The sequence below is a fragment of the Limnohabitans sp. genome, from assembly GCF_031539105.1.
GTDB lineage: Bacteria > Pseudomonadota > Gammaproteobacteria > Burkholderiales > Burkholderiaceae_C > Limnohabitans.
The window spans coordinates 69,666-96,542 of the sequence record NZ_JAVKLM010000041.1 but is presented as its reverse complement, the minus strand read 5'-3'; the positions used below and the strand labels follow the sequence as shown (position 1 = coordinate 96,542).

Sequence of the window (26,877 nt, the reverse complement as noted above, 5' to 3'; positions counted from 1 at the left end):
TTTGGTTTTTGGTGCGGGGTTCGCTCGTTAATATTTCTCGCCGTATACCGCACGGGTTGCTGTTAGGGCGGTTTATTCATGCTGGTAACACAAATAAACACCCGCCGTACCAGCAACCCGCGCTGTTTTGGTTTGAAATATTTCTCTCGAGCGTTTCCTCTTTGTTTATGCACCAATGGTTCGAGTGAAATATGCGAGCGAAGCAAAGCATGACGCAGGCTGAGGGTGTTTGGTATTGGCCGCTGACGATTTCTGCTACTCCAGCATGAGGAAGCGGCCAATACCAAATGCCCTCAGCGAGCCCAGCAAATAAAAATACAAAAAGCAAAAGAGAGAACAACATATGAAATGTCCCTTCTGCGGTCACCTAGAAACCCAAGTCGTCGAAACCCGAATGTCCGAAGACGGCGACTCCATTCGCCGCCGTCGCCAATGCGGCGCCTGTGAAAAGCGCTACACCACCTACGAGCGACCAGACGTTAACTTCCCCAACATCGTCAAGAAAGACGGCCGGCGCACCGAATACAAACGCTCCAAACTCCTTGACTCCATGAGCTTGGCCCTGCGCAAACGCCCCGTCAGCACCGAACAGGTAGACAACGCCATCGAGCGCATCGAAGAAAAGCTCATGTCCTTGGGTCAGCGCGAAATACCCTCCACACGCCTTGGCGAACTCGTCATGCGCGAACTCAAAAAGCTCGACAAGGTTGCCTACATCCGCTTTGCCAGCGTGTACCGCAGCTTTGAAGACATCGATGACTTCAAAAGTTTGGTGGACGAAGTTCGCAAGTAGTTTTCGAGTCTCAGCCATGTGCTGATGCATCTTCAAAACCTAGCATTTGCACCATGCAATCGCTAGGTTTTTTTACGACTCATCTCCGGCGCTTACGGGATTCAAACTCACGAGGCTTCACGCTGGTGGAGCTGTTGGTGTGTTTGGGCATGCTCGCGGTCATCGCATCGTTTGCGATTCCCAGCTGGCAACGGCTTCAAGAACGCAGCCGCATTGAAGCCGCACGCGACCAACTGATGAACGATTTGCAAACCGCCCGCTTACGCGCCCTTCAACGTAGCGAAACTTTGCAACTCACACGCTTGCGTGATTGCACCTGGGCCACATCAGCCAACAACGATTGGAGTTGCGGCTGGCAACTCATCGTCAAAACCAATCAAACCGTTCTGCATACCTCGCAAGTGCAAACGCCTATGCAAGTGACCTTTGCCAAATTAGAACCACTGGACATCAGCCAACGTGGTGACCTTGGCACCGTCGGCGATCGCTGGGTCATCAAGTCACGCCAAGCGTCACTCAACATCGCCAACGTCTTATGCCTTAGCAGCGCCAGTCGTTTGCGCTGGCAATCGGGCGACTCATGCAGCAACTGAACAATTCGCTCAAGCTGCAATGCGTACCGCATCAAAGACAAGCCACACAACGGCAACTTGGCATTGCAATGCTAGAAGCGCTTGTGGCATTGGTCATCTTGGCCTTTGGGGTGCTGGGTCTGTTGTGGATGCACCAGCAGGCATTGACCCAACAGCGACAGCAACTCATGCGATCCGTGGCGATAGGTATTGCCGACGACATCGTTGAACGCATTTTTTTAAACGCAGCGCAACGTGCGATGTACGCCAAGACTTGGGGCGATGCCCCCACTTCAGCGCCTGACTGCGCGACCACCGCCTGCACGCGTCAAGACCTAGCAGCCTGGGACAAACAACAATTGCAACTGACTTTGCAAACCCAATTACCAGAAGGCGACGCCGCCATATATGCCTTGACCGGTGCGGCAGACTGGTGGGGAATCGTCATTGCTTGGCGCGATGCGAATGAAACTTACCGCACCGACACAGCTTCTGGCTCGCCGGCCTGCCCCGCGGACATGAGCTGTTGGCGTTTGCTATTTAGACCCGACCGATGAGCCCACTCACACACACCACACATGGGCAACGCGGTTACACCCTACCCGAGCTAGTCATCGGCATGGCACTGAGCCTACTGGTCATCGCTGCCGCCACGACAGCCTACGGCACCAGCAAACAAACATGGAACGCCATGGCCGCTGCAGATGCGGTCCACGCTAACGCACGCGTGGCGCTGCGCAACATACGCGAGCAAGCTCAGATGGCAGGGGCAACATACCTGAAGCCCGCCAGCAACATCGATGGCGACTTCACTGTAGAAAATTCAACCAGCGACGATACTGGGCAAGCTGCCCTTGCGGGCGTGAACGGCAACAAATCCGTCGAAAGCGTCACCCTCGGCCATTGGCATGCGCTAGACGCCATCGACTGCCAAGGCAATACCGGTAGCACCCACACCAGCGTGCGCAACGACTACAAGCTCAATGCCAACAAAGAGCTGAGCTGCAAAGACCTCAACCTCACCAACAGCACCTACCAAGCCTTGGCCGAAGGCGTAGAAGACTTTCAAGTGCGCTACGCCGAAGTCAACCCAAGCACGCAAACCATTCAATGGAAAACCGCCAATCAAATGACCAGCATGACACAGGTATTGGCCATCGAGGTGTGTTTGCGCGTGGCCAGCATCAACACCGTTCACAACAGCAAGCCCAGCACAAGCCTAAAAGGCTGCCAAGGTGAGGCCCTTGCCTCTGACGGACGTGTGCGTCGCACCTTCAAACGCGTGGTTGCTTTACGCAACCGAGATGGGGTTATGCCGTGAAGGGCCTAAGGTATCGCCATAGGCAGACCCTCCTCCCCATGACCGCCAGAGGTTTTGCATTGCCCATCTTGATGGTCATGCTTGCGCTGGCCAACATCGCCACGTTGTTAGCTTTGCGTAACTTGTGGGTGAATGACCAGCTACTGAACGCCGAAGCTGACCAGCTTCGCACGCAATACAAAGCCGAAGCCGTGTTGCCTGTCGCTCTGGCCGACATCTTGGGTGCTGCAGCCAACAACAACGCACAAGCTACGACAAACCTTCGCCACACCCCAGGCAGCGCCACACTAACCCATGCATTTTTTCCCAACTCGATGGCTGAGTACGCCCTGCTGCGTCAACGATTAAGCGCTATGACGGTAACCTGCAGCTTAGGCATTTGCGCATCCAACACACTTGATGCAAAGACGACCAAAGCCAGCTACTGGAAAACACAAATCACCACGGCCTTGCCTGTCAGCGCAACAGTCACACCCTATGGCGACAACACCGCTTGGTATTGGGTCGAAGTTTTTCCGCAGCACAGCACCAACTCCCCCAACGCATCATTGACTGCGCCATTCATTTACCGGATCACCACACTGGCCAATGGCGTCATGCCCGGCAGCACCACTGTGCTGCAAGCCATTTGGGTTCGTAAAACCCCCACATCCAGCACAGGCCAATGGCACAGCTGGCATGTGCTGCACGACTAAGGCCCATGACACGCACAAATTCATCGCAAGGATTCACCCTCATTGAGCTTCTCATCGCCCTCGCCTGCGTGGCCGCGCTCACCACCCTGGCATGGCCTAGCTTCCAAAGCTTGATTCTGCGAAGCCAACGCGCCCAAGCGCGTGCTTCATTGCTGCAAGCAGCGCACTGGTTTGAACGCGCCGCCAGCGCCAATGGCAGCTATCCTTTGGCAGCCGATGTGCCCACCAGCGTGCTGCAGGTTGATGGACAGCATTACAAGATGACCATCACCAGCACCGCGCAAAGCTACATACTCAGCGCCACGCCTTTGGGCACACAAGCGGCCGATAGCTGCGGCATTTTGACCGTCAACCATTTAGGTGTGCGCAGCGTGCAAGGCGCCAGCCAAACGGCGGCGCAGTGCTGGAGTCAATAAACCGTATCAGCGCCAAGCCTAGCCGTTCATAATTGCGTCATGACATTTTCTGCGCACGACATCACCCACATGACACGCGCCTTGGCCCTGGCGCGCGAGGCTTTGTTCTTGACCTCCCCCAACCCTCGCGTGGGCTGCGTCATCGTGGGCGCAGACGGCGTAGAGCTCGGCAGCGGCCACACACAACGCGCAGGCGAAGCGCACGCCGAAGTCATGGCCTTGCGTGATGCACAAACCAGAAACAACCCTATCAAAGGCGCGACCGCTTATGTGACGCTAGAGCCCTGCAGCCACCAAGGCCGCACCGGCCCTTGCTGTGATGCGCTGGCAGCCGCCGGTGTGGCGCGTGTGGTGGTTTCAGTCCTAGACCCCAACCCATTAGTCTCAGGCCAAGGCATAGCTCGTTTGCGTGATGCAGGTGTGCAAGTCGATGTGGGGCTGCTCAGCACGCAAGCCCACGAACTCAACATCGGTTTTTTCAAACGTATGACGCACGGCACACCCTGGGTGCGTATGAAGATAGCCGCCTCGCTCGACGGACAAACTGCGCTGGAAAACGGCGTGAGCCAGTGGATCACCTCAGCCCCCGCGCGTGACGACGGCCACGCTTGGCGTGCCCGCGCTTGCGCGGTACTCACGGGCATCGGCACCGTGGTGGAAGACGACCCTCAACTCGATGTACGCGCTGTCACCACACAGCGCCAGCCTACGCTCGTGGTGATGGACAGCCAACTGGAAACCCCACCCACTGCCAAACTGTTCACCCCACAACGCCCCGTGTGGATTTACTGCGCGCTAGACAATGCTGAACGCCGCCAGGCACTTGAGGCCAAAGGTGCCCAAGTGGTGTGCCTGCCCAATGACTCCGGCAAGGTCGATCTTGCAGCCATGCTCAAAGACTTGGGTCAAAAACAAATTAATGAAGTGCATGTCGAAGCGGGCCACAAGCTCAATGGTTCTTTGCTGCGCGAAGGCTTGGTGGACGAGCTGCTCACCTACCTTGCGCCCAAACTCATGGGCCAAGCTCGAGGCATGACGAATTTGGGACCTTTCACAAGTTTGGACGATGCAAAAGCCCTGTCGTTTCACGAAGTGACACAAATCGGTCCTGATTTAAGGATATTGGCTCGCCTCAGCCGGTAAGCAGGCTGTAAACCTGCGAAAATATGACCCATGTTCACCGGAATCATCACCGGCGTGGGGCGCATCACCGCTGTCCACGACCTGGGTAGCTCTTTAAGCCACGGCAAGCGTCTCACCATTGAGGCCCCTGCCGCGTATCTCGACGACGTCACACTGGGGGACAGCATCGCGCTCAACGGCGCTTGCATGACGGTCACCAGCTTCGACCTCGACACACACACCTTCACCATCGACATCTCTGCTGAATCACTGGCTCGCACCAGTGGCTTAACTGAGCTTGGCCGCGTCAACCTTGAAAAAGCGTTGCGCGCCCATGACCGCTTAGGCGGCCACATCGTGTCGGGCCATGTGGATGGCATTGGTCATGTGAGCCACTTTGCGCAAATCGGCGAAAGCTGGGAGCTGCGCATCATGGCCCCCACCGACCTTGCCAAGTACTTGGCCTACAAGGGCTCCATCACCATCAATGGCGTGAGCCTGACGGTGAACCGCGTGCAAGACTTCTTCAACGCGAACGGCCCATTGGGCTTGCGCGGCTCTGAAGTCAGCATCAACCTGATTCCTCACACCGTGGACAACACCGCTTTGGGCTCGCTCCAAACGGGCAACACAGTGAACCTCGAAATTGACACCGTCGCCCGCTACGTTGAACGCATGTTGCGTGTCGACGCCTTGCTGGGTGAGGCTGCCGCATTGAAAGCCAACGCATGAGCATCGCCAACGCATCGGGCAAATCGCCCGTCGCCATCTCTCCTGTTGAAGATATCGTGGCCGACATGAAGGCTGGTCGTATCGTCATCTTGGTAGACGAAGAGGACCGCGAGAACGAAGGTGACTTGGTACTGGCTTCCGACCACGTCACGCCCGAAGCCATCAACTTCATGGCCCGCTTTGGTCGTGGCTTGATCTGTCTCACACTCACCCGCGAACGTTGCGAATATTTGAAGCTGCCCCCAATGGCCGCGCGCAACGGCACGGTCTACAGCACCGCGTTCACCGTGTCCATCGAAGCCGCTGAGGGCGTGACCACCGGCATCTCTGCCGCTGACCGTTCGCGCACCATCGAAGTGGCTGTGGCCAAAGCCACCCAGCCAACCGACTTGGTGCAACCCGGCCATGTGTTTCCGCTGCAAGCGGTGGACGGCGGCGTGCTGATGCGCGCAGGCCACACCGAAGCGGGTTGCGACTTGGCCGCCATGGCTGGCTGCTCGCCCTCTTCCGTGATTTGCGAAATCATGAAAGACGACGGCACCATGGCCCGCTTGCCTGATTTGCAAGTCTTCGCAGCCGAACACGGCTTGAAGATTGGCACCATCGCCGACCTGATTGCTTACCGCAGCCGCACCGAATCGTTGGTGCACAAAGTCAGCTCACGCCCCATGCATACGGCGCACGGTGCGTTCACTGCCAACGCTTACAAAGACATGACCAGTGGCGCTGTGCACATGGCGCTCGTCAAAGGCACGTGGGGCTCTGATGCCGAAGTGTTGGCCCGTGTGCACGAACCACTCTCTGTGCTCGATGCGCTGGAACCCAACCGCGTCATGCACTCATGGGGCTTAGACGCAGCCTTGGCTCGCATCAGCGCGCAAGGCACTGGCGTGGTTGTGTTGCTCAACTGCGGTGAAAGCGGCGAACAGCTGCTGAACCAATTTGATGGCACCGCGCGCTCGGCCCACGGACCCGAACGCGGCCGCATGGACCTGCGCAGCTACGGCGTGGGTGCGCAAATCTTGCGCGACTGCGGTGTTCAAAAAATGCGCCTCATGGGTAACCCACGCCGCATGCCCAGCATGACTGGCTACGGACTTGAAATCACAGGCTACCTGTCCAAAGAATAAAACGATCAAAGAATAAAAATTATGTTTGTCTCCAACCTCGCCTCCACCACCACGCTCGATGGCAGCGCTTTGAAAATTGGCATCGTCCAAGCGCGCTTCAACGATGACATCACCAACGCACTCGCGGCGGCCTGCATCGCCGAACTCAAAGCCATGGGCGTGGCAGATGACCGCATCACCCATGTGCATGTGCCGGGCGCCCTCGAAGTGCCTTTGGCCTTGGCCGCACTCGCGCAAATTGAAGACCCCGAACCGTTCAGTGCCCTGATTGCGCTGGGCTGCATCATCCGTGGCGAGACTTACCACTTTGAGTTGGTGGCCAACGAATCTGGCGCAGGCGTGACCCGTGTGGGCATGGACTACCACGTGCCAATTGCCAACGCCATCCTCACCACCGAAGATATGCCGCAAGCTGTGGCCCGTCAAACAGACAAAGGTCGTGACGCCGCACGCGTAGCCGTTGAAATGGCCTTGTTGTTGGAGCAATTGGCATGAACGACATTCAACACACCACAACCTCGGCCCCAACCGCCACAGACGACAAAGCCCCGCGCAAAACAGCCAGCAAATCGGAAAGTAATGGCGCCACCAAAAGCGCCGCCAAATCGGGCCGCAGCCGCTCGCGCGAATTTGCCTTGCAAGGCCTCTACCAATTTTTGGTGGGCCAAAACGAAGCGGCAGACATTGATGTGTTCACCCGCGACTTGAGCGGTTTTCACAAATCCGACTCGGTGCATTACGACGCGCTGTTGTACGGCTGCATTGAGCAACGCGAAATTTTGGATTCCCTGATTGAACCTTTGCTCGACCGCAAGCTCAACGAAATATCTCCCATCGAACACGCCATCATGTGGATGGGCGCTTATGAGTTTCAACACTGCATCGACGTGCCATGGCGCGTGGTGCTGAACGAATACATCGAGCTCGCCAAATCATTTGGCGGCACTGACGGCCACAAGTACGTCAACGGCGTGCTCAACGGCTTGGCGCCAAAGTTGCGCGCTCTAGAAGTAGAGTCTGACCGCGCCAAAGGCAAAACCCAAAGTTGATCAGCGACTGATGATGAAAATCGCCCAGCGCGCACAACGCATAGAACCTTTCTATGTGATGGAGGTGGCCAAGGCCGCCGCAGAGCGTGCAACCTTGGTGGCGCACACCGATGCGCCCATGATCTTTTTGAACATCGGCGAGCCCGATTTCACCGCACCGCCCTTGGTGCAAGAAGCCGCGGCCCGCGCTGTGCACGACGGCGTGACGCAATACACACCGGCACTCGGCATTCCAGAATTACGCGAGCGCATCAGCGCTTGGTACAGCACACGTTTTGGTGTGAACGTCCCAGCGCGACGCATCGTCATCACTGCGGGTGCATCCGCTGCTTTGCAACTGGCTTGTTTGGCGTTGATTGAAGCTGGCGACGAAGTGCTGATGCCCGACCCGAGCTACCCCTGCAACCGCCACTTTGTGAGTGCCGCCGAAGGCCGTGCGGTGTTGGTGCCCACCAACGCAGCTGAACGCTTTCAGCTCAGCTCAGAACAAGTGCGCACCCACTGGACGACTCACACACGCGGTGTGTTGCTGGCTTCGCCGTCCAACCCGACCGGCACCTCGATCCACCCCAACGAGTTGCGTGCCATTCACAACGAGGTTTCCCAACGCGGCGGCACCACCTTGATTGACGAAATTTATTTGGGCCTGAGCTACGACCCACAGTATGGCCAATCGGCACTGGGCATCGACGACCAAATCATCAGCATCAACAGCTTCAGCAAGTACTTCAACATGACGGGCTGGCGCTTGGGTTGGTTGGTCGTACCCGATGCACTCGTGCCGGTGATGGAGCGCTTGGCACAAAACCTATTCATCTGTGCCAGCACAGTGGCGCAACACGCCGCACTCGCTTGCTTTGAAGACGAGAGCATTGCCGAGTACGAACGCCGCCGCGCTGAGTTCAAAGCTCGCCGCGACTACTTTGTGCCCGCCCTCAATGCACTGGGCCTGAATGTGCCTGTCATGCCCGATGGCGCGTTTTACGCATGGGCTGATTGCGCGGCAGCAGCCGAGAAGCTGGGCGTCAAAGGCAGCTGGGACTTTGCCTTTGAAGTCATGAACAAAGCCAATCTGGCCATCACACCAGGGCGCGACTTTGGCCATGCCGACACCTCGCGCTTTGTGCGTTTCTCCACCGCCCGCTCTTTGCCCGAACTGCAAGCAGCGATTGGGCGTTTACAAATCTTGCTGGGCTAATTGATGAGCACCGTTTTCGAACACCCCATTCGGGTGTATTGGGAAGACACAGATGCCGGTGGCATCGTGTTTTACGCCAATTACCTGAAGTTTTTTGAACGCGCCCGCACCGAGTGGCTGCGCGCGCTAGGTATCGGCCAGCACGCCTTGCGCGAAGAAACCGGCGGTATGTTTGTGGTGAGTGAAACCGCTGTCAAATACCACCGCCCCGCCAAGCTGGATGACCAGTTGCGCGTCACCGCGAAGCTGGCCGAAGGTGGCCGCGCCAGCCTGGTAATTGCGCAACAAGCATGGCTGAGCGAGACTTTGCTTTGCGAAGGCACGATTCGTATTGGATGGGTCGATGCCGCCACGATGAAGCCTGCGAGAATCCCCTCTTCTGTATTGGAACGCCTGACATGACACAAGACTTTTCCATCGTTCATTTATTGCTCAACGCGAGTTGGGTTGTTCAACTTGTGGTGTTGATGCTGATGGGCGTCTCCATCGTGAGCTGGGCCGCGATCTTTCGCAAGATTGGTTCGATCAAGCGCATCAAAGAACTCAATGACGAGTTCGAGCGCGACTTTTGGTCGGGCACCAGCTTGAACGAGCTGTTCGCTGCTGCTGCGCAAAACGCCAAAACCTCTGGCCCCATGGAGCGCATTTTTGCCAGCGGCATGCGCGAGTACCAAAAACTGCGCGAACGCCGCATCAACGACAGCAGTGCTTTGATGGACGGCGCACGCCGCGCCATGCGTGCAAGCTACCAACGCGAAATGGATGCGATTGAATCCAACCTCTCCATGCTGGCCTCCGTTGGTTCGGTGTCGCCTTACGTGGGTTTGTTTGGCACGGTGTGGGGCATCATGCACGCCTTCACAGGCTTGGCTGGCATGCAACAAGTGACCTTGGCCAAAGTGGCGCCTGGCATTGCCGAAGCGCTGGTGGCCACCGCCATCGGTTTGTTTGCCGCGATTCCTGCGGTGTTGGCCTACAACCGTTTTTCACGCGACATTGACCGCGTGTCCATCAAGTTGGAAACCTTCATCGAAGAGTTCAGCAACATCCTGCAGCGCAACAGCGCCAGCACGATGACTCACTGAGCTGGAGACGCAGCATGGCTTCTATCTCCCCTCGCTCAGGACGCGGCCGCCGTGCCATGAACGACATCAACATGGTGCCGTTCATCGACGTGATGTTGGTGTTGCTCATCATCTTCATGGTGACCGCACCGCTCATCTCGCCCAGTGTGATTGATTTGCCCAGCGTGGGTAAAGCAGCCACTGTGCCTGACCAAGTGATTCACGTTGAGATCAGCAAAGAAGAACGCATCACCGTCAAAAGCACAGGCACGGTGAACAAGTCGGTCAGCAGCACGTTGTTAGGCCTCGCGCGCGACGTGCGTGAGTTGCAAGGCGAAACCTCACAAGGCCCCGTGGTCATCACGGCAGACCGCACCATCAAATACGAAACCGTGGTCAAAGCCATGGACACGCTGCAACGCGCAGGCGTGCAACGCGTGGGCCTGTCGGTTCAGTTGGTCGACTGATTCTTAAGCCATGAGCGCATTGCCCAAGCATCTAGAGTTTGCTCCGCCGCCACCGCAAGGCACGGGCCGTTCGGTGGGTGCAGCTTTGGTCGTGCATGCTTTGCTCATCGTGGCTTTGACGGCTGGCATTCAATGGAAGCAAGACAACAGCTTGTCAGTAGAGGCTGAATTGTGGTCTGCCGTGCCCATGGCTGCTGCGCCCAAGTTGGTCGAGGTCGAAGCACCGCCGCCACCTCCCGCGCCCAAGCCTGAACCCACTCCCAAGCCGGTGGTGAAAGCCCCAGAACCGCCAGCGCCTAACCGCGATGCAGACATTGCATTGGCGAAAAAGCGCAAGCAAGAAGAAGATAAAAAACTTCAAGACACGTTGAAAGCCGAAGAACGTCGCAAAGATGAGCTGAAGAAAGAAGCCGAGAAAAAGGCCAAGGCCAAGCTCGACGAAGACAAGCGCAAACTTGAAGCCAAGAAGGAAGAAGAGCGCAAGGAAAAAGAGCGTAAAGAGAAAGAAAAAGAGAAAGAACGCGCCGAGAAGGAACGCAAAGAAAAAGAAGCGAAGAAGCAAGCCGAGCAAAAAGACAGCAAAGCTGCCGCAGAAGAAGCCAAAAAGCTCGACGCCATTCGCAAAGAAAACATGAAGCGCATCGCAGGCCTGGCAGGTGCTAGCGGCAACGAAAACGCCACGGGTACTGCCATGAAAGCCTCTGGCCCGTCCGACACCTACGGCGGTCGCATTCGTGCAAAGGTAAAGCCAAACATCACATTCGATCCAAGTTCGGTGGTGGGCAACCCCGCCGCGGAAGTGGAAGTGCGTTGCTCCCCAGATGGCACCATCGTCGGCAAAAAACTGGTCAAGTCCAGCGGCAATTCGGCATGGGACAACGCCGTACTTAAGGCGATCGACAAGACCGAAATCTTGCCGCGCGACACAGACGGTCGCGTGCACTCGCCGCTGCTGCTGGTCTTCAAACCAAACGACTAAACACACACGGAATCCATTCAGTTGTTAGAACGCTCCTTCACAGTGGACGTGTTGAAAGTCGTGGCTGCACAGTTCATTGTGTGGCACCACTTCTCAGCCTACGGCCCCATGGCAGACACCATGACCTTGATTTGGCCGCACCTCATGGAATGGCTGTATCGATACGCACGCCTGGCAGTGCAAGTGTTCTTAGTGGTCGGCGGCTATTTAGCGGCGCAGTCTGTCATGCACAAACCCATCCAAAATCCGTTGGTCAGCATTGCCAAGCGTTATCTGCGCTTGGTGCCGTTTTATGCGTTCGCACTGGCGCTGATCAGCCTTGCCGTGGCGGTGTCTCGCAACACTATCCATGCTGACTGGCTGCCGAGTGAGCCGACCTTGTTGCAGTTTTTGGCGCACGGCTTGTTGCTGCATGACATCTTTGGTTTTGAAGCCCTCTCCAGCGGCGCTTGGTATGTGGCTATTGATTTCCAGCTCTATGCGCTCTTGATTCTGCTTTGCTACACCTTGCAGACAAAGACAAACCAACGTCTGTCGATCGCAGTTGCTTTGCTGTGCGTGGCCTCTGTGTGGCAATTCAACCGTGTGGATGAATTGGACATTTGGGCCATCTACTTTTTTGCAGCCTATGGATTGGGCGTGTTGGCTGCATGGGCCAAACGCTCAGCATTTGAAACCAAGGTGTTTTGGCTCACCGCGCTGCTGGTTGTAGGCGCTTTGTGGGTCGAATACCGCACGCGCTTATCACTCGCCTTGCTGACCGCTGTTTGGTTGGTCATCAAGCCCAAAGGTTTGGTGCACTGGACGCCTCTCAAGCGTGTGGTCCACCGCTTGTCTAACAGTGCTTATGTGTTGTTCTTGACGCACTTCGGTGTGATCGTGCTCTTCAGCGACATGTGGAATAAAAGTTATTTCTACGATCCCAGCATGGCTTTGGCTTTGACAACGTTTGCATGGCTGTGCTGCGTCGCTATGGGCTTGTTTCTGCATGAAAAAGCAGAAGTTCCAATGCACCATTGGGTCTCGCAAAAAACCAAGCAATTTTTTCTTCGCCTAGCCCGCTGACAAACGGGTGTCAGTGTTTGGCATGCTGTCGCATGCATTGCCAAGCGCAAACACAAGCCAACGCAGCCGTCGCAATCGACACGGCATAAACAGACGATAGCCCCAGGGCATCGCTCAATGCGCCGCCGCCCAAAGCACCCAACACACCAGGCAGGCCATAGCCAATCGACGCGTACAGCGCTTGACCCCTGCCCCGCAAGCGACCCGGGAAATGGTGCGACAACAAAGCAATGCACGCCGTGTGATGCGTGGCAAAGGTCAGCGCGTGCAGCAGCTGAGCAAACAGCAAAGCCCACAACCATTCAGCGGCCCAAGTGGTGAGCACCATGCGCAGCACCATGGCCACAGCACACATGAACATCCACATCGACAAGCTCAACTTGGGCAGCCAACGACTTTGCGTGAAGAACCACACAATCTCGGCCGCCACTGACACTGCCCACAACACGCCGATCATGGTTTTGCTATAGCCCAGCGCATCTAGGTAAAGCGAGAAAAACACATAGATGCCAATGTGCGAGAGCACATGAAAAAACACCGAGGCGAAAAACCATTGCACCGCGCGCTGGCGAAGGACAGGCATCACAGACAGCCGAACCTCGTCGTGGTGCACCGCTTCTTTGCGGTTGGGCAGCCACCACACGCTCAGGTTGAGCAACACCAACGAGCCCACAGACCATGCAGGAAAGCTTTGCATACCCTGCACTTCAAACCAAGCGCCCGCCACAAACACGGTGACCAAAAATCCCAGAGAGCCCCACAAGCGCACACGGCCATAGCGGCGTGAGTCAAAGCCTTGGTCGGTACTCACCAAATGCGCCAAAGCGGCTTCGCTCATGGGCATCATGGCGCTGGTGTGAATGAACATCAGCAGCAACACCACAGCAATCCAAACTGCACCCCCTTCGATCAACAACCCCGCCGAGCAGACCAATGCGCAACCTGCACAAAAGCGCAGCAGCTTCACACGTTCGCCCGTGTGGTCACTTAGCCAGCCCCAGCCATAAGGTGCCAGCACGCGCGTAGCGGCTTGCACTGCGGTGAGCAAACCAATGATGGTGATGGAGAAGCCCAAATCTTTGAGCCACAACGGCAAGTACGGGTTGAAAAACCCGATATGCGCAAAGTAGCTGGCGGACAACGCCGCAAACGGAAAGAGCTGAAAACGAGAAAGCGCGTTACTCGAACGCGCTTGTGGGGTGGGAGATGTCAAAGTAGGCCTAAGTGCAAGGCCATCAAGAGCTGATATGGCCCGCAATGGCTGGCATGGTCACCTGCACATCACCGCACTGGGCACGATGCAGCAAGACATGGTCCATCACCACCAAAGCCAACAAGGCTTCGGCAATCGGCGTGGCGCGAATGCCCACACATGGGTCATGACGGCCCTTGGTCACCACCTCGGTGGGCTGACTGTTTTGGTCAATCGAGTCACGCGGGCTCAAGATGGAACTGGTGGGCTTGATGGCAATACTCACCTCTAGGTCTTGGCCCGTGCTGATGCCCCCCAACACACCACCTGAGTTGTTGGTCACGAAACCTTGGGGCGTGAGTGAGTCACCATGCGTGGTGCCACGTTGCGCCACGCTGGCAAACCCAGCACCAATCTCCACGCCTTTCACCGCGTTGAGGCCCATCATGGCGTAAGCGATGTTGGCGTCCAAACGGTCGTAAATGGGCTGGCCCAAACCCACAGGCATGCCGCTGGCCACCACGCGAATGCGTGCGCCGCAGGAGTCACCCGCTTTGCGCAAGCTGTCCATGTAGTTTTCAAAGGCTTGCACGTCAGCACAGGGGGCGTAAAACGGGTTATGGCCCACATGGTCCCAGCTCTCAAAGGGAATAGGCAGCTCGCCAATTTGCGTCATACAGCCGGCAAACGTGGTGCCGTATTTTTCTTTGAGCCACTTCTTGGCGACAGCACCCGCTGCCACCGTGGGCGCAGTCAAACGTGCCGAAGAACGGCCGCCACCGCGTGGGTCACGAATGCCGAACTTTTGAAAATAGGTGTAGTCTGCGTGACCCGGGCGGAAGGTTTGCAAGATGTTGCCATAGTCTTTGCTGCGCTGGTCGGTGTTTTGAATCAACAGCGCAATCGGGGTGCCGGTGGTTTTGCCTTCGTACACGCCGGACAAGATTTGCACTTGATCGGGTTCGTTGCGCTGAGTCACGTGTCGGCTGGTGCCGGGGCGACGACGGTCCAAGTCATGCTGGATGTCTGCCTCACACAGTGGCATGCCCGGTGGGCAGCCGTCAATCACGCAGCCAATGGCTGGGCCGTGGGATTCACCAAAGTTGGTGACGGTGAAAAGGGTTCCAAAGGTATTGCCGCTCATAAGGCGAGATTATCCCACCACCACGAGGCGCCCTGGCTTACTTATCGTCTGGGTCTGGCGTTCCGCTTGGCCAGTCTTTGATGTAGGCCTTGAGCATCTTGTTCTCAAAGTTTTGGCTGTCCACCACCGACTTGGCCACGTCGTAAAAGCTAATCACACCTTGGAGTTGGCGGTTGCCAATGACAGGCATGTAGCGCGCATGGCTCTCGAGCATCATGCGGCGCACATCGTCAATGTCGGTTTCGGGGGTACATGTGAGGGGATGGTCATCCATGGCGCTACGCACTGTGAAGTCGCCCAAGTTGCCGCCATTGCGATGGAGCGCTTGAATCACTTCACGGAAGGTCAACAAACCCACCAAATCACCGTGCTCCATGACCAAAAGGGAGCCCATGTCTTTTTCAGCCATGATGTCAACGGCGGAGACCAAAGGCTCCATCGGATCAATGGTGAACAAAGTGCCGCCGCTTTGCCCTTTGACGCGCAAGATGTCGCTGACTTTCATGGTTTATCTCCTCTGGTTATGGTCGAAATATAGCCCACAATGACCAATCAAATTCTGACAAAACACCCGAGAAAACCATGCCCGGCTATAACGATCCCAGTTTTGACACGCTCGCTTTACACGCAGGCGCAGCACCCGACCCCACCACAGGTGCACGTGCGGTGCCCATTCACCTCACCACCTCGTTTGTGTTTGAGTCTTGCGACCATGCAGCCTCGTTGTTTAACTTAGAGCGCGCAGGCCATGTCTACAGCCGCATCAGCAACCCCACCAACGCAGTGCTAGAACAACGCGTGGCAGCACTTGAAGGTGGCATTGGTGCCATCACCACAGCCAGCGGGCAAGCGGCGCTGCACTTGACGATTGCCACACTCATGGGGGCAGGCTCGCACATCGTGGCCAGCACGGCTTTGTATGGTGGCTCGCACAACCTGTTGCATTACACGCTGAGCCGCTTTGGTATTGAAACCACCTTTGTTAGCCCCAACGACATCGATGCATGGCGTGCCGCAGTGCGCCCCAACACCAAATTGTTTTTTGGCGAGACCGTGGGCAACCCGGGACTCGATGTGTTGGACATCCCCACCCTCTCAGGCCTAGCCCATGAAGCGGGTGTGCCGTTGCTCGTTGACAGCACGCTCACCACGCCCTACTTGATCAAGCCTTTTGAGCTGGGGGCCGATTTGGTTTACCACTCAGCCACCAAATTCCTGAGCGGTCACGGCACGGTGATTGGCGGCATCGTGGTGGACGGTGGCAGTTTTGATTGGGAAAAAAGTGGCAAATTCCCCGAGCTCACGCAGAGTTACGAAGGGTTTCACAACATGGTGTTCAGTGAGGAGAGCACCGTGGGGGCGTTCTTGCTGCGTGCCCGCCGCGAAGGCCTGCGCGACTTTGGCGCTTGCCTGAGCCCGCACAGTGCGTGGCTGATTTTGCAAGGCATCGAAACCTTGTCACTGCGCATGGAGCGCCACATGGCTAACACCGAAAAAGTGGTGCAGTTTTTGGCCAGCCACCCGTTGGTCAACCGTGTGGGCCACCCACTCATCGAGAGCCACACTAGCCATGCATTGGCTGAAAAACTATTGCGCTTTGGTGCACGGGGCGCTGGCTCGGTGTTCAGCTTTGACATTCAAGGCTCGCGCAAACAAGGCAAAGCCTTCATTGAAGCGCTACAAATTTTCAGCCATCTGGCCAATGTGGGCGATTGCCGCAGCCTGGTGATTCACCCTGCCAGCACCACGCACTTTCGCATGAGCGACGATGCGCTGAGCAGCGCAGGCATTGGCCCGGGCACCATTCGTTTGTCCATTGGCCTAGAAGACCCTGCCGATTTGATAGACGATTTGAAACGCGCCTTGAAGGCCGCAGAAAAAGCGGGTGGCTTAGCCCAACAAGCCTCACCAAAGTCCCAAGCCTGAAAAGAGATGGCCATGCAATTCCAACTCCAAACAGCCAGCGGCAAGGCCTATGAGGTCTACGCCTACACAGGCGGCAAAACGTTTGATGCAGCCAAGCCCACGCTCGTGTTCATTCATGGCGTGCTCAACGACCACAGCGTGTGGATTTTGCAAACGCGCTACCTCGCGCACCACGGATTCAATGTGTTGGCCGTCGACTTGCCAGGCCACGGACGCAGCGGTGGCGATGCACCATCCAGCGTGGAAGAAGCTTCGCAATTCATCGCCGATTTATTGGATGCAGCAGGTGTAAAGCAAGCGAGTTTGGTTGGCCACAGCTGGGGCTCGTTGATTGCGCTTGAAACTGCCGCACGTTTGAAAGAACGGATCACACACCTGGCCTTGATCGGCACCGCCTTCCCCATGAAGGTTTCACCCGCCTTGATTGAGGCGTCGTTGAATGAGCCCATGAAAGCACTGAAGATGGTGAATGTCTTTTCACGCGCCACACTGGCTGCGCCACCTTCAGCGCTCGGACCTGGCACATGGGTATACGGTGCTTCGATGGCTTTGGGCCGACGCGTTCTGGCCAGTAATACCCAGGTGAATATTTTTCACCGAGGCTTTGTGGCTTGCGACAGCTATCCCAACGGCTTAGAGGCGATAGCTGACGTGACCTGCCCTGTGTTGTTTGTCTTGGGGAAAAACGACCAGATGACAACACCACGCGCAGCTAAGAGCTTGATGGACCAAGCCAAAGCTACTGGCAAAACCTTCAGCCTGGTGAAGGTGCCCATGGGCCATCACCAAATGAGCGAATCACCAGAAGAAACCTTGAATGCCCTCAAAGCATTTTTGAGCGTGGCCACTTAAAGCACATCGCGCAAGCGCAAGTCTTGCCACGTCATCCACAGGCCTTCAGCCTCGGGGCTGCGAACCAACAACAAACGCTCCATCAATGGAGCCAACGGCGTGCGGTGCGGGTCGGCCAACATCACATACCGGGCTTCTTGCACATGGGTTTGACGGGCGTCAACCGACTCGCTCAAGCGAGCAATCCAATCGAGGTCCACCAAGGTGGCCAACACATCTTCTAGCTGCAAAGGGTCAAGCGCCAAGACTTCGCATAAGGTGCTTAAGCTTGCCCCGTGCTCATCGGTGGTACGCGCCAGTTGCAAACGCTGCAACACTTCCAACGCCAGCTGAAAACGCCAGCCCACACTGCGGCCATCGCGCGAGATGCCTGCCAGCAAACTAGGCAAGTTGGCGACCAAGACAGCACCAATCAGCACAATCGTCCAAGCCAAATAAATCCACACCAACAAAATTGGCACAGTCGCAAACGCACCGTACACCACCGAGTAAGTGGGAATTTGTCCAAAGTAATACGCCAACACTTTGCGCGCCACTTCACTGGCAGCCGCCACCCAAACACCCCCCACCAAGGCATGACCCCAACGCACTTGGGTGTAGGGCACGAAACGGTAAAGCGCGCTCACGGCCCATGCCAACAAAAAGAACTCCAGCACGCTAAAAAACCAACGCAGATTTCCAAGCAGATCAGGCACCGCACCACGCGACGCCGCCATGAACTGCGACATCATCACCAAGCTCGCGCCCATCAGCAAAGGGCCCAAGGTGATGGCCGTCCAATACAGGAGCATGCTGTGTGCGAAAGGACGGCGCTTGCGCACGCGCCAAATGGCGTTGAGCGTGCGATCAATCGTGAACACCAAAGCCAAGGCGGAGATAAGCAATACCGCCACACCAGCAGCCCCCAAACTGCTGGCCTTGCTGGCAAACAGCGTCAAATAGCCCAGCACTTGGCGAGAGATGTTGTCGGGGACCAAGCTTTCAACCAGGCGTTTTTGCAGCACAGTTTGAAAATCGGCAAACATGGGGAATGCGGTCAATACAGCCAGGGCCACCGTCACCAGAGGCACCAAGGCGATGGTGGTGGTGAAGGTCAAACTACCGGCGGTTTGTCCCAAACGGTCATCGCGAAAACGCAGACGCAAAGTGCGGGCGGTGTTGCGCCAAGGGAATCGAGCGAGGCGATCGAAAAAGTTCTGGAGATACGGGACAATCATGGACTGAATCATCCCACTTTCTCTACCCAAGTTCCCCATGAACCTTCAAGAAAATTCGCTCCGTCACGTGACATTCACGCGCTTGATTGCCGTGATCAGCCTGCTGGGCCTCATACTGCTGGGCTTGGCTTGGGAGCTCTGGTTGGCCCCCTTACGTCCGGGCGGAACGCTGTTGGCGCTCAAGGTGCTGCCCCTGTGTTTTCCTCTCACGGGTTTGCTGAAAAACCGCATGTACACATACCGCTGGCTGAGCTTACTGATTTGGCTGTATTTCACCGAGGGTGTGGTTCGCGCTTGGGGTGATGCCGCGCCGAGCAACTACTTTGCCATGGTGGAGGTGTTCTTGTGCGTTGTCTTGTTTGCAGCCTGCGCCTTGCATGTGCGCTTGCGTTTGAAACACGCGAAAGACAACGATTTGAGCGAAGCGCCTCAGGCTTAAGCCGTTTGGCGCTGAGGGGCTGGAATATCTAAGCCAGTCAGCATGTCAATGAGTTCGGGCAAAGTGCCAGCCGCCATTTTTTCCATCACGCGTGCGCGATGCAGTTTGATGGTGGCCGATGCCCCGCCATCAACGGTGGCAATTTGTTGGTTGGAGTACCCACGCACCATCCAATGACAGACTTCCATTTCACGCGGCGTGAGGCGCTTTAAGCGTTCTGACACTTGAATGCTCTTCTGCGCCACAACCACCGCTTGCTGTGACAGGTGCATGGCGCGCTGAATCACATCCATCATGGCTTGTGCCGTGAAGGGTTTGAGCAAAAAATCAACCGCACCCTGCTTCATAGCGACAATAATTTCTTCGGGGCGGCTGTCACCACTCACAAAAATTACGGGCACGTTGTGAGCCAAGGTTTTGAGCTGCGACTGCAAGCCAACACCCGTGGTGCCAGGCATGCGCATGTCCAGCAAAATCACGGCCGGTGAAGGAACGACGGGGTTTTGTAAAAATGCATCCGCGCAGTCATACAAGCTCACCTCGTAGCCTGAACGCTCAAGCATCGTACACAAACTGCGGCGCACAGAAGCATCGTCATCAATCACGATGACATGACCTAAGGTTTGTAAACGGTCAGAGGGGTTTGACATGGTTGCTACTCATCATTCCGTAAAGCTTGGCACCATGCTCAATGGCCATGGTGGCGTATGAAATATTGCCTTTCACATCAGCACCCGAGTGCAGCTCGACGCGACCTGTAGATTCAATGTTGCCGGTCACCACCCCATTGACCACCGCTTGCTGCGCATTGATATCACCTTCGACATGCGCCTGAGACAGCACGGACAACTGAGCGTTTGGGCTGCCATTGACATCAATATTTCCCACCACATGGCCTTTGAGTTGTACCAAGTCTTGAGACACGATGTTGCCAACGACCACGGCCGACTGGCCAATGATGGTTTTCTCAGTGGCGGCAGATGACTCAGACTGCCCAAACGTCATTTTTCTAAACATAGCTTAGCGAGCCACAGAAACTTCTAGCAACTTCACACGGGTCGCAGCGTCAGGCAAGGACACACGTCCACCTTGGAAATAAATTTGAACCTTTGACAAATGAGAGCTCGACACTTGCCAAGGCGACACGCCATAAACACTGCGGTTTTCGCCTGCCTTCATTTGCAACACGGTCGCTTGCTTATTGCCATCAACGACGCAAATGTCAACATTGCTGGTGCTGACCACATACACATAGCGGCCTTCTTTTTGCGCAATGAACGGGGTCAACTCAGGCATGACCTCATCGGCAAACGCACAAGTGGTCGATGGGCTTGAAGCCACTGCAACGGTCGATGAAGCGCTGACGGCAGAGGCTGCACGGATGGGTTCTGGGGTCGATGTCACGACAGCCATCTCGGATATGGCTGGTGTTGAGGCAGGCAGAACTGGTGTGGACTCAGCTCTAGAAGAAGAAGCCAAAAGAGAAGCATCTTCGATACGTTTCGGTCCATACAAACTGAACACAACGACCGCAACAACGAGCAACAACAAAGCACCGATGAATTGCTTATGTCGCTTGAGTTTGGCAAACAGCGCGCTTAGCTCGTCGAAAGTAGAACGATTGATCGTCGGCTGCTGGCTCATGGCCACAATTTGGTCTAGGGTGTTCAGATGCGCCTCCGCCACTTTGGCAGCATCACGCAAATCTTCAGGCACTTCAACGGACGGTGGCTCGGCCCCCAAAATCATCAACAAACGTTTATAAGCTTGGCGCTTGATCGCATCAGAATAAAACAAACCGTCGCTGTCATCGCTCTCAAGTTGGCGAACTTGCGCAACTGACAAACACGCGGTTCGTGCCAACACTAAGATATCCACGTTCGCCGCCTCACGCAGACCGCGAAGGTATTGAGGGTCACATGTGTCGTAGACACTACGCTTTGGATTTTTGTATTCGTTGGATGTCATAAAAGACAGCTTTGTCACAACTTGAAAGAAATAAAGGGCTAATGTCGCAGTGCGTGCAACAAGCGTCAATACGCCAGGTGGCGTAGCATACTTAACTACTCATTCTAGCCAGTCAGTCATCCCAACGGCTGGAGCACCACTAGCGCTTAAACTTGGTCATAGATTCTTACCAAATGACCCACATGCGCCCAATCCGCCGCCAATACGAAGATTTCATGCAACACGTGTCCAGCCACGGTGTGGCCAAGACCGACCGCACCGGAACGGGCACCCAAAGCGTGTTTGGCCATCAAATGCGGTTTGATTTGAACGAAGGTTTTCCGCTGGTCACCACCAAAAAGGTCCACCTGCGCTCCATCATTCAAGAGTTGCTTTGGTTCCTCAACGGTTCTAGCAACAACAACTGGCTGAAAGAGCGCAATGTCAGCATTTGGGACGAATGGGCCCGTGAAGATGGTGACCTCGGTCCTGTGTACGGCGTGCAATGGCGCAGCTGGCCCACGCCCGATGGTGGCCACATTGACCAAATTCAGCAAGTCATCGACACCCTCAAAAACAACCCCGACAGCCGCCGCATCATCGTGAGTGCGTGGAACGTGGCCGAACTCGACAAGATGGCCCTCATGCCCTGCCATGCGTTCTTCCAGTTTTATGTGGCACCTGCACAAAACCCAGGCGAAAAAGCCAAGCTCAGCTGCCAGTTGTACCAGCGCAGTGCCGACATTTTCTTAGGCGTGCCCTTCAACATCGCCAGCTATGCGCTACTCACGCACATGGTGGCCCAACAGTGCGACTTGGATGTGGGCGACTTCATCTGGACCGGCGGCGATTGCCACATTTACAGCAACCACCATGAACAAGTGGCGCTGCAACTCAGCCGCGAGCCTTTTGCTTACCCCACGCTACACATCAAGCGCAAACCTGATTCCATCTTCGACTACCAGTTTGAAGACTTCGAGGTGTTGGACTACCAATGCCACGGTGCGATCAAAGCCCCCGTGGCAGTATGAATGCAGCGGTTTAAGCCATGACTTTGAATTTAATTTTTGCACGCGCACGCAACGGCGTCATTGGCAAAGACAACACGCTGCCTTGGCACTTGCCTGAAGACTTGGCCCACTTCAAACAAACCACGCTTGGCCAACCCGTGGTGATGGGCCGAAAAACATGGGAATCTCTCCCCCCTAAATTTCGTCCATTACCCGGGCGCACCAACATCGTGGTCACGCGCCAAACCAGTTGGCAAGCTGAGGGCGCTGTGGTGGCCCACTCCATAGAAGAAGCGATGCAACACTGCCCATCTGACACGCAGGTGTGGGTCATTGGCGGCGCAGAGGTCTACGCGCAAGCCATGCCCTTGGCAGCTCGCGCCGTGGTGACCGAGATTGATGCTGACTTTGAAGGTGACGCCTTTGCACCCACCTTTGATCTCAGCTGGCAAGAAGCTGAACGCACATCACACACTGCGGCCAACGGCTTGCGCTACAGCCTCGTCACCTTGACGCGCACGCCTTAATTCAACACACACAACTCACACATGCAACTTGCCACCTGGAACGTCAACTCACTCACCGTCCGTCTACCTCAAGTGCTGGACTGGTTGGCGACCAACCCCGTCGATGCCTTGGTGCTGCAAGAAACCAAATGCACCGACGACAAATTTCCGCATGAAGCCATTGAAGCTGCAGGCTACAAGGTGACCTTCTTCGGTCAAAAAACCTACAACGGTGTCGCCCTGCTCTCACGCAGCGAAGCAACCGCTGTGGTGAAAAATATCCCCGGCTTTGAAGACGACATGGCCCGTGTGATTGCAGGCACGGTCGATGACGTGCGTGTGATTGGCGCCTACTTTCCAAACGGCCAAGCGCCCGACAGCGACAAGTTTGTTTACAAAATGCGCTGGCTCAAAGCCCTGCAAACCTGGCTGCGCGAAGAACTCCAACAACACCCCAAGCTGGTATTGATGGGCGACTTCAACATCACCGTGGACGACCGTGATGTGTGGGACCCTGTTGCCTTGAAAGACACCATCCACTGCACAGTGGAAGAACGTGACCACTTTCAAGCTTTGATCGACCTTGGCACACACGATGCCTTCCGCTTGTTTGAGCAAGCCGACAAAAGCTACAGCTGGTGGGACTACCGCGAGTTTGCATTCCGCCGCAACCGTGGTTTGCGCATTGACCACATCTTGGTCAGCGATGCGCTCAAGCCATCCGTCCAAGCATGTGTGATTGACAAAGCGCCGCGCAAAAACGAGCGCCCCAGCGACCACACACCCGTTGTGGTGACGCTCGCTTAATCAACCCACAGCCCTTGCACGCAAGGGCTAGGGCCAATCAATCGTCTAAGCCCAATTCTTGAATTTTGCGAGTAATGGTGTTGCGGCCAATGCCCAACTTCTGCGCGGCCTCGATGCGACGACCCCGCGTGTTGACCAAGGCAGTTTGAATCAAACGCGCTTCAAATCGGTTGACCAACACATCCCACACATCCGTGCGGCCCGCCACGAGCAAACTCATGGCCTCTGCCTCTAGGCCCTGCTCCCAATCGGCACCCGGCATATTGAGCACCACGGGCACAGCACTGTCAGGCAAAACCGCCGCAACAGGTGCCACATGACTCACGTCTTGCAACACGGGTGCACTGAACCCTGATGTGTCTTGCCCTGTGTGGTTAAGTGCAGCCAATGCATCACCCGACAGCATGACCTCGGGCGGCAAGTCTTTGGGCTCAATCACTTGCGAGGGCGCCATCACGGTCAGCCAATGACAAATGTTTTCCAGCTGACGCACATTGCCCGGGAACGCAAATTGGTCAAGCACCGTTTGTGCGCTTTCTGAGATCCGTTTGGATTCCACGCCCAATTGTTGTGCACTCTGCTGCAAAAAGTGGCGCGTCAAAGTGGGGATGTCTTCGCGGCGCTCGCGCAAGGCAGGCAATCGCAAACGAATCACGTTCAGGCGGTGAAACAAGTCTTCGCGAAACACGCCATCTTTGACGCGTTTTTCTAAGTCTTGGTGCGTGGCCGCAATCACGCGCACATTGGCCTTGATGGCGTTGTGGCCGCCCACGCGGTAGTAAGTGCCGTCACTCAACACGCGTAGCAAACGGGTTTGCAAATCAAAGGGCATGTCGCCAATTTCATCGAGAAACAGTGTGCCGCCCTCGGCCTGCTCAAAGCGACCGCGGCGCGTGGTTTGTGCGCCTGTGAATGCACCACGTTCGTGCCCGAACAGCTCACTCTCTAACAAGTCTTTGGGAATCGCAGCGGTGTTGATGGCCACAAACGGGCCTTTGTTACCCGCGTCGCCGCGAGGTGAGTGTTTGTGCAAGGCACGCGCCACCAACTCTTTGCCGGAACCGCTCTCGCCCGTGATCATGACCGTCACATTGCTTTGGCTCAAACGGCCAATCGCACGAAACACATCTTGCATGGCGGGCGCTTGGCCCAGCATTTCAGGCGTGGCATCTTGTTGCTCGCTTTGTAGTTGTTCGCGTTGGCTTTCGTCCAAAGCGCGACGAATCAGCTCAACAGCTTTGGGCAAGTCAAACGGCTTGGGTAGGTATTCAAACGCACCGCCTTGAAAGGCGGACACCGCGCTGTCCAAATCAGAAAAAGCCGTCATGATGATGACGGGCAATGCAGGCAAGCGCTCTTTCACCTTGGTGAGCAAATCGAGCCCCGAGCCACCCGGCATGCGAATGTCACTGACCAAAATTTGCGGGCCGTCGTCCTCGCTCACCGAGTCGAGCGCTTGCAGCACTTCGCGTGGGCTGGTGAAGCTGCGCGTGGGCAGGTTCTCGCGCAACAGCGCTTTTTCCAGCACGAAGCGAATTGACTGGTCGTCGTCCACAATCCAAATCGATTTCATCTCGGCACTTTCTGTTCTAAGTTAGGGGCCACGCGAGGCGTCAAGGCAACGGGATGAGGATTTTGAAATCCGTGCGTCCCGGCACACTGTCACACTCAATCAAGCCATGGTGCTGTTGCACAAACGTTTGTGCCAAATTCAACCCCAGGCCAGAACCGCCATCTCGTCCAGAAACCAAGGGAAAAAATAACCTGTCCTTGATTTCTTGCGGAATGCCGGGCCCGTTGTCTATCACATGCAATTCCAGTGCCAACCGATAGCGTTGTTTGCCAAAAGTCACTTGTCGGCTGATGCGGCTGCGTAAAACAATCTCAGCGTCTCCTTCAAGCACACGGTCCGCCAGCGCTTGGGCTGCGTTGTGCACGATGTTGAGCACAGTTTGGATGAGTTGCTCACGGTCACCACGGAATTCGGGAATGGACGTGTCGTAGTCGCGCACCACCCGTAGCCCCTTGGGGAACTCAGCCAAGATCAGGCTGCGCACCCGCTCACACACCTCGTGGATGTTCACATCGCCCACCACATGCGGGCGACGGTGCGGCGCCAGCAGGCGGTCGACCAGCAGCTGCAAGCGATCAGCCTCGTGGATGATGACTTGGGTGTACTCAATGAGGTCTTTGCTTTCGACTTCCATTTGTAACAATTGCGCCGCACCACGAATACCGCCCAAAGGGTTTTTGATTTCATGAGCCAAGTTGCGAATCAGCTCTTTGTTGGCTTGGGCTTGGTCTATCAAGCGCTCTTCTCGGTCTTGACGGGTTTGCTGCTCTAAGGGCAGCAGTTCGACCAGAACCTCACCCTTCACATCTGTAGGCGCCACGATGACGTGCACGGGCATGGCGTCTTGCAGCGGGCGGCGCAAATGGGCGTCGTAGCGCATGGTGGCAAAGGCGTTGGTCTGGGCACCTTGCAGCGCGTTATTGAACGACTGTGCCTCAGTGAAATAGCTGGTCAGTGCCGAGCCTTCGATGGTGCGGCGTGACACACCCATCACATCCTCAAGGGCCGCATTGGCAAACAGCACCACGCCATCGGTGCGGACCACGGCCACCAAGGTGGCCAGCAAATCGAAAGCTTGGGCATAGCTAGGCTGGGCTTGGCTAAACGTTGTCATGGTTTGACTCCGGTCTGGGCTGGGAGGCCCAAGCGCGACAACTCGCGCTGCAGCCCCGCCACATCAGCCTCTGTACGTTGCAAGGCACCGCGCAACTGCGCCACGCGGTCTTGGTATTTTTGGGGTTGGCGATGTTCATCCGCGCGCCGCTCGGGCTCGCCGTTGTGCCATTCGCGCAGCAACTCGGCATGTTGGCGCTGTGCTTTTTGTAATTCAGCTTGCAGCACAGCCTGGGCCTGTGCATCACGTTGGCGCTGCTCGCTGCTGTCCACTTTGGCAGAACCACCGCTGGCATTGAGCATTGGCGACACTGCCTGCGGCACTTGTACACGCGTGCCCTCAATCACCGTCACGCTACCGCCAGCCAAAGGCTTGCAGTTGAGTGCGGGGTCAGGTTGGTTGGTATAGGCATTGCCACAACGGTAAATGCGCTGCGGTTCAGACATGGCGCATGCCGACCACACAGCCAAACAAATACCTATCAAAAAAGAACGGTGCAACAAAGAGGTCATCACTTAAGGGCAGTTGAAACAAAAAAGGACGGCTT

The 26,877-nt window shown here is 56.2% G+C and carries 34 protein-coding genes; 24 read left to right on the top strand and 10 right to left on the bottom strand.

The window, feature by feature from the left end; translation table 11 throughout:
• The 18 genes from RMR24_RS11375 to RMR24_RS11290 form a co-directional block, all read left to right on the top strand.
• Positions 1–188, top strand: a 188-nt coding sequence (locus tag RMR24_RS11375) for a hypothetical protein (protein ID WP_310615192.1), incomplete at its 5' end; no start/stop codon positions are given.
• 155 nt (positions 189–343) lie between these two features.
• Positions 344–793, top strand: a complete 450-nt coding sequence (gene nrdR / locus RMR24_RS11370) for a transcriptional regulator NrdR (protein WP_310615191.1) — start codon at positions 344–346, stop codon at positions 791–793.
• A gap of 53 nt (positions 794–846) precedes the next feature.
• Positions 847–1,386 (top strand): prepilin-type N-terminal cleavage/methylation domain-containing protein, encoded by a 540-nt coding sequence (locus RMR24_RS11365; RefSeq protein WP_310615190.1) that lies wholly within the window; start codon positions 847–849, stop codon positions 1,384–1,386.
• On the top strand, positions 1,374–1,922 hold the full coding sequence (gene pilV / locus RMR24_RS11360; protein ID WP_310615189.1) for a type IV pilus modification protein PilV: 549 nt from the start codon (positions 1,374–1,376) through the stop codon (positions 1,920–1,922). The genes RMR24_RS11365 and pilV overlap by 13 nt, the downstream gene beginning before the upstream one ends.
• On the top strand, positions 1,919–2,686 hold the full coding sequence (locus tag RMR24_RS11355; RefSeq protein ID WP_310615188.1) for a PilW family protein: 768 nt from the start codon (positions 1,919–1,921) through the stop codon (positions 2,684–2,686). Before pilV ends, RMR24_RS11355 begins: the two co-directional genes overlap by 4 nt.
• Before the next feature lie 38 nt (positions 2,687–2,724).
• Positions 2,725–3,381, top strand: a complete 657-nt coding sequence (locus tag RMR24_RS11350) for a hypothetical protein (RefSeq protein ID WP_310615187.1) — start codon at positions 2,725–2,727, stop codon at positions 3,379–3,381.
• A gap of 5 nt (positions 3,382–3,386) precedes the next feature.
• A complete protein-coding gene (locus RMR24_RS11345) occupies positions 3,387–3,797 on the top strand; it encodes a type IV pilin protein (protein ID WP_310615186.1) in 411 nt (136 codons plus the stop codon).
• Positions 3,798–3,836: 39 nt separating this feature from the next.
• Positions 3,837–4,940 carry a bifunctional diaminohydroxyphosphoribosylaminopyrimidine deaminase/5-amino-6-(5-phosphoribosylamino)uracil reductase RibD gene (gene ribD, locus RMR24_RS11340; RefSeq protein WP_310615185.1) on the top strand — a complete coding sequence of 368 codons (1,104 nt, stop codon included), beginning with the start codon at positions 3,837–3,839 and terminating at the stop codon, positions 4,938–4,940.
• Positions 4,941–4,970: 30 nt separating this feature from the next.
• The gene (locus tag RMR24_RS11335; protein ID WP_310615184.1) at positions 4,971–5,651 is read left to right on the top strand and encodes a riboflavin synthase; all 681 of its coding nucleotides are present in this window, start codon (positions 4,971–4,973) and stop codon (positions 5,649–5,651) included.
• On the top strand, positions 5,648–6,781 hold the full coding sequence (gene ribBA / locus RMR24_RS11330; protein ID WP_310615183.1) for a bifunctional 3,4-dihydroxy-2-butanone-4-phosphate synthase/GTP cyclohydrolase II: 1,134 nt from the start codon (positions 5,648–5,650) through the stop codon (positions 6,779–6,781). The genes RMR24_RS11335 and ribBA overlap by 4 nt, the downstream gene beginning before the upstream one ends.
• Positions 6,782–6,802: 21 nt before the next feature.
• Positions 6,803–7,276 (top strand): 6,7-dimethyl-8-ribityllumazine synthase, encoded by a 474-nt coding sequence (gene ribH, locus RMR24_RS11325; protein ID WP_310615182.1) that lies wholly within the window; start codon positions 6,803–6,805, stop codon positions 7,274–7,276.
• The gene (nusB, locus tag RMR24_RS11320) at positions 7,273–7,830 is read left to right on the top strand and encodes a transcription antitermination factor NusB (protein ID WP_310615181.1); all 558 of its coding nucleotides are present in this window, start codon (positions 7,273–7,275) and stop codon (positions 7,828–7,830) included. The genes ribH and nusB overlap by 4 nt, the downstream gene beginning before the upstream one ends.
• A gap of 13 nt (positions 7,831–7,843) precedes the next feature.
• Positions 7,844–9,028, top strand: coding sequence for a pyridoxal phosphate-dependent aminotransferase (locus RMR24_RS11315; protein WP_310615180.1), 1,185 nt, complete (start codon positions 7,844–7,846; stop codon positions 9,026–9,028).
• Between the two features lie 3 nt (positions 9,029–9,031).
• Positions 9,032–9,430 (top strand): tol-pal system-associated acyl-CoA thioesterase, encoded by a 399-nt coding sequence (gene ybgC, locus RMR24_RS11310; RefSeq protein WP_310615179.1) that lies wholly within the window; start codon positions 9,032–9,034, stop codon positions 9,428–9,430.
• A complete protein-coding gene (gene tolQ, locus RMR24_RS11305; RefSeq protein WP_310615178.1) occupies positions 9,427–10,113 on the top strand; it encodes a protein TolQ in 687 nt (228 codons plus the stop codon). The genes ybgC and tolQ overlap by 4 nt, the downstream gene beginning before the upstream one ends.
• Before the next feature lie 14 nt (positions 10,114–10,127).
• Positions 10,128–10,559 carry a biopolymer transporter ExbD gene (locus RMR24_RS11300; RefSeq protein WP_310615177.1) on the top strand — a complete coding sequence of 144 codons (432 nt, stop codon included), beginning with the start codon at positions 10,128–10,130 and terminating at the stop codon, positions 10,557–10,559.
• A 10-nt stretch (positions 10,560–10,569) separates the two neighbouring features.
• Positions 10,570–11,538 (top strand): cell envelope integrity protein TolA, encoded by a 969-nt coding sequence (tolA, locus tag RMR24_RS11295; RefSeq protein ID WP_310615176.1) that lies wholly within the window; start codon positions 10,570–10,572, stop codon positions 11,536–11,538.
• A 21-nt stretch (positions 11,539–11,559) separates the two neighbouring features.
• The gene (locus RMR24_RS11290; protein ID WP_310615175.1) at positions 11,560–12,603 is read left to right on the top strand and encodes an acyltransferase family protein; all 1,044 of its coding nucleotides are present in this window, start codon (positions 11,560–11,562) and stop codon (positions 12,601–12,603) included.
• 10 nt (positions 12,604–12,613) lie between these two features.
• On the opposite strand, the gene RMR24_RS11285 is transcribed toward RMR24_RS11290, so the two are convergent.
• From RMR24_RS11285 to RMR24_RS11275, 3 genes are read right to left on the bottom strand one after another with little or no spacing between them, the layout of a single operon-like run.
• Positions 12,614–13,816 carry an MFS transporter gene (locus tag RMR24_RS11285; RefSeq protein ID WP_310615174.1) on the bottom strand — a complete coding sequence of 401 codons (1,203 nt, stop codon included), beginning with the start codon at positions 13,814–13,816 and terminating at the stop codon, positions 12,614–12,616.
• Positions 13,817–13,838: 22 nt separating this feature from the next.
• On the bottom strand, positions 13,839–14,939 hold the full coding sequence (aroC, locus tag RMR24_RS11280) for a chorismate synthase (RefSeq protein ID WP_310615173.1): 1,101 nt from the start codon (positions 14,937–14,939) through the stop codon (positions 13,839–13,841).
• A 37-nt stretch (positions 14,940–14,976) separates the two neighbouring features.
• Positions 14,977–15,444 (bottom strand): CBS domain-containing protein, encoded by a 468-nt coding sequence (locus RMR24_RS11275; protein WP_310615172.1) that lies wholly within the window; start codon positions 15,442–15,444, stop codon positions 14,977–14,979.
• 77 nt (positions 15,445–15,521) lie between these two features.
• On the opposite strand from RMR24_RS11275, the gene RMR24_RS11270 reads away from it, so the two are divergent.
• Both RMR24_RS11270 and RMR24_RS11265 read left to right on the top strand, forming a co-directional pair.
• Positions 15,522–16,865 (top strand): O-acetylhomoserine aminocarboxypropyltransferase, encoded by a 1,344-nt coding sequence (locus RMR24_RS11270; RefSeq protein WP_310615171.1) that lies wholly within the window; start codon positions 15,522–15,524, stop codon positions 16,863–16,865.
• A 12-nt stretch (positions 16,866–16,877) separates the two neighbouring features.
• Entirely contained in the window at positions 16,878–17,717 is an 840-nt protein-coding gene (locus RMR24_RS11265) for an alpha/beta hydrolase (RefSeq protein WP_310615170.1), read from the top strand.
• On the opposite strand, the gene RMR24_RS11260 is transcribed toward RMR24_RS11265, so the two are convergent.
• Positions 17,714–18,934, bottom strand: coding sequence for a YihY family inner membrane protein (locus tag RMR24_RS11260; RefSeq protein WP_310615169.1), 1,221 nt, complete (start codon positions 18,932–18,934; stop codon positions 17,714–17,716). The genes RMR24_RS11265 and RMR24_RS11260 overlap by 4 nt on opposite strands.
• Positions 18,935–18,971: 37 nt before the next feature.
• Between RMR24_RS11260 and RMR24_RS11255 the strand changes: the two genes are divergently transcribed.
• Positions 18,972–19,373, top strand: coding sequence for a DUF2069 domain-containing protein (locus tag RMR24_RS11255; protein ID WP_310615168.1), 402 nt, complete (start codon positions 18,972–18,974; stop codon positions 19,371–19,373).
• Here the strand turns inward: RMR24_RS11255 and RMR24_RS11250 are convergent.
• Genes RMR24_RS11250 through RMR24_RS11240 form a run of 3 tightly spaced genes read right to left on the bottom strand, consistent with a single transcriptional unit; the run spans position 19,370 to position 21,251 of the window.
• Positions 19,370–20,023 (bottom strand): response regulator, encoded by a 654-nt coding sequence (locus RMR24_RS11250; RefSeq protein WP_310615167.1) that lies wholly within the window; start codon positions 20,021–20,023, stop codon positions 19,370–19,372. The genes RMR24_RS11255 and RMR24_RS11250 overlap by 4 nt on opposite strands.
• Positions 20,007–20,390 (bottom strand): polymer-forming cytoskeletal protein, encoded by a 384-nt coding sequence (locus tag RMR24_RS11245; RefSeq protein WP_310615166.1) that lies wholly within the window; start codon positions 20,388–20,390, stop codon positions 20,007–20,009. Before RMR24_RS11245 ends, RMR24_RS11250 begins: the two co-directional genes overlap by 17 nt.
• Positions 20,391–20,393: 3 nt before the next feature.
• Positions 20,394–21,251, bottom strand: a complete 858-nt coding sequence (locus RMR24_RS11240; protein ID WP_310615165.1) for a hypothetical protein — start codon at positions 21,249–21,251, stop codon at positions 20,394–20,396.
• Between the two features lie 263 nt (positions 21,252–21,514).
• Here RMR24_RS11240 and RMR24_RS11235 point away from each other — a divergent pair, with 263 nt between their 5' ends.
• The 3 genes from RMR24_RS11235 to xth are packed head-to-tail and all read left to right on the top strand — an operon-like array spanning position 21,515 to position 23,643.
• Positions 21,515–22,351, top strand: coding sequence for a thymidylate synthase (locus tag RMR24_RS11235; RefSeq protein ID WP_310615164.1), 837 nt, complete (start codon positions 21,515–21,517; stop codon positions 22,349–22,351).
• A 17-nt stretch (positions 22,352–22,368) separates the two neighbouring features.
• The gene (locus tag RMR24_RS11230) at positions 22,369–22,857 is read left to right on the top strand and encodes a dihydrofolate reductase (protein WP_310615163.1); all 489 of its coding nucleotides are present in this window, start codon (positions 22,369–22,371) and stop codon (positions 22,855–22,857) included.
• A 21-nt stretch (positions 22,858–22,878) separates the two neighbouring features.
• Complete coding sequence (gene xth, locus RMR24_RS11225; protein ID WP_310615162.1) at positions 22,879–23,643, top strand: exodeoxyribonuclease III; 765 nt, start codon at positions 22,879–22,881, stop codon at positions 23,641–23,643.
• A gap of 37 nt (positions 23,644–23,680) precedes the next feature.
• Here xth and ntrC read toward each other — a convergent pair whose 3' ends face one another.
• The 3 genes from ntrC to RMR24_RS11210 are packed head-to-tail and all read right to left on the bottom strand — an operon-like array spanning position 23,681 to position 26,776.
• Positions 23,681–25,216, bottom strand: a complete 1,536-nt coding sequence (gene ntrC, locus RMR24_RS11220) for a nitrogen regulation protein NR(I) (protein WP_310615161.1) — start codon at positions 25,214–25,216, stop codon at positions 23,681–23,683.
• A 40-nt stretch (positions 25,217–25,256) separates the two neighbouring features.
• Positions 25,257–26,330 (bottom strand): nitrogen regulation protein NR(II), encoded by a 1,074-nt coding sequence (gene glnL / locus RMR24_RS11215; RefSeq protein WP_310615160.1) that lies wholly within the window; start codon positions 26,328–26,330, stop codon positions 25,257–25,259.
• Positions 26,327–26,776: a hypothetical protein gene (locus tag RMR24_RS11210; protein WP_310615159.1), complete on the bottom strand. Its 450-nt coding sequence runs from the start codon at positions 26,774–26,776 to the stop codon at positions 26,327–26,329. The genes glnL and RMR24_RS11210 overlap by 4 nt, the downstream gene beginning before the upstream one ends.
• Positions 26,777–26,877 lie beyond the last annotated feature (101 nt).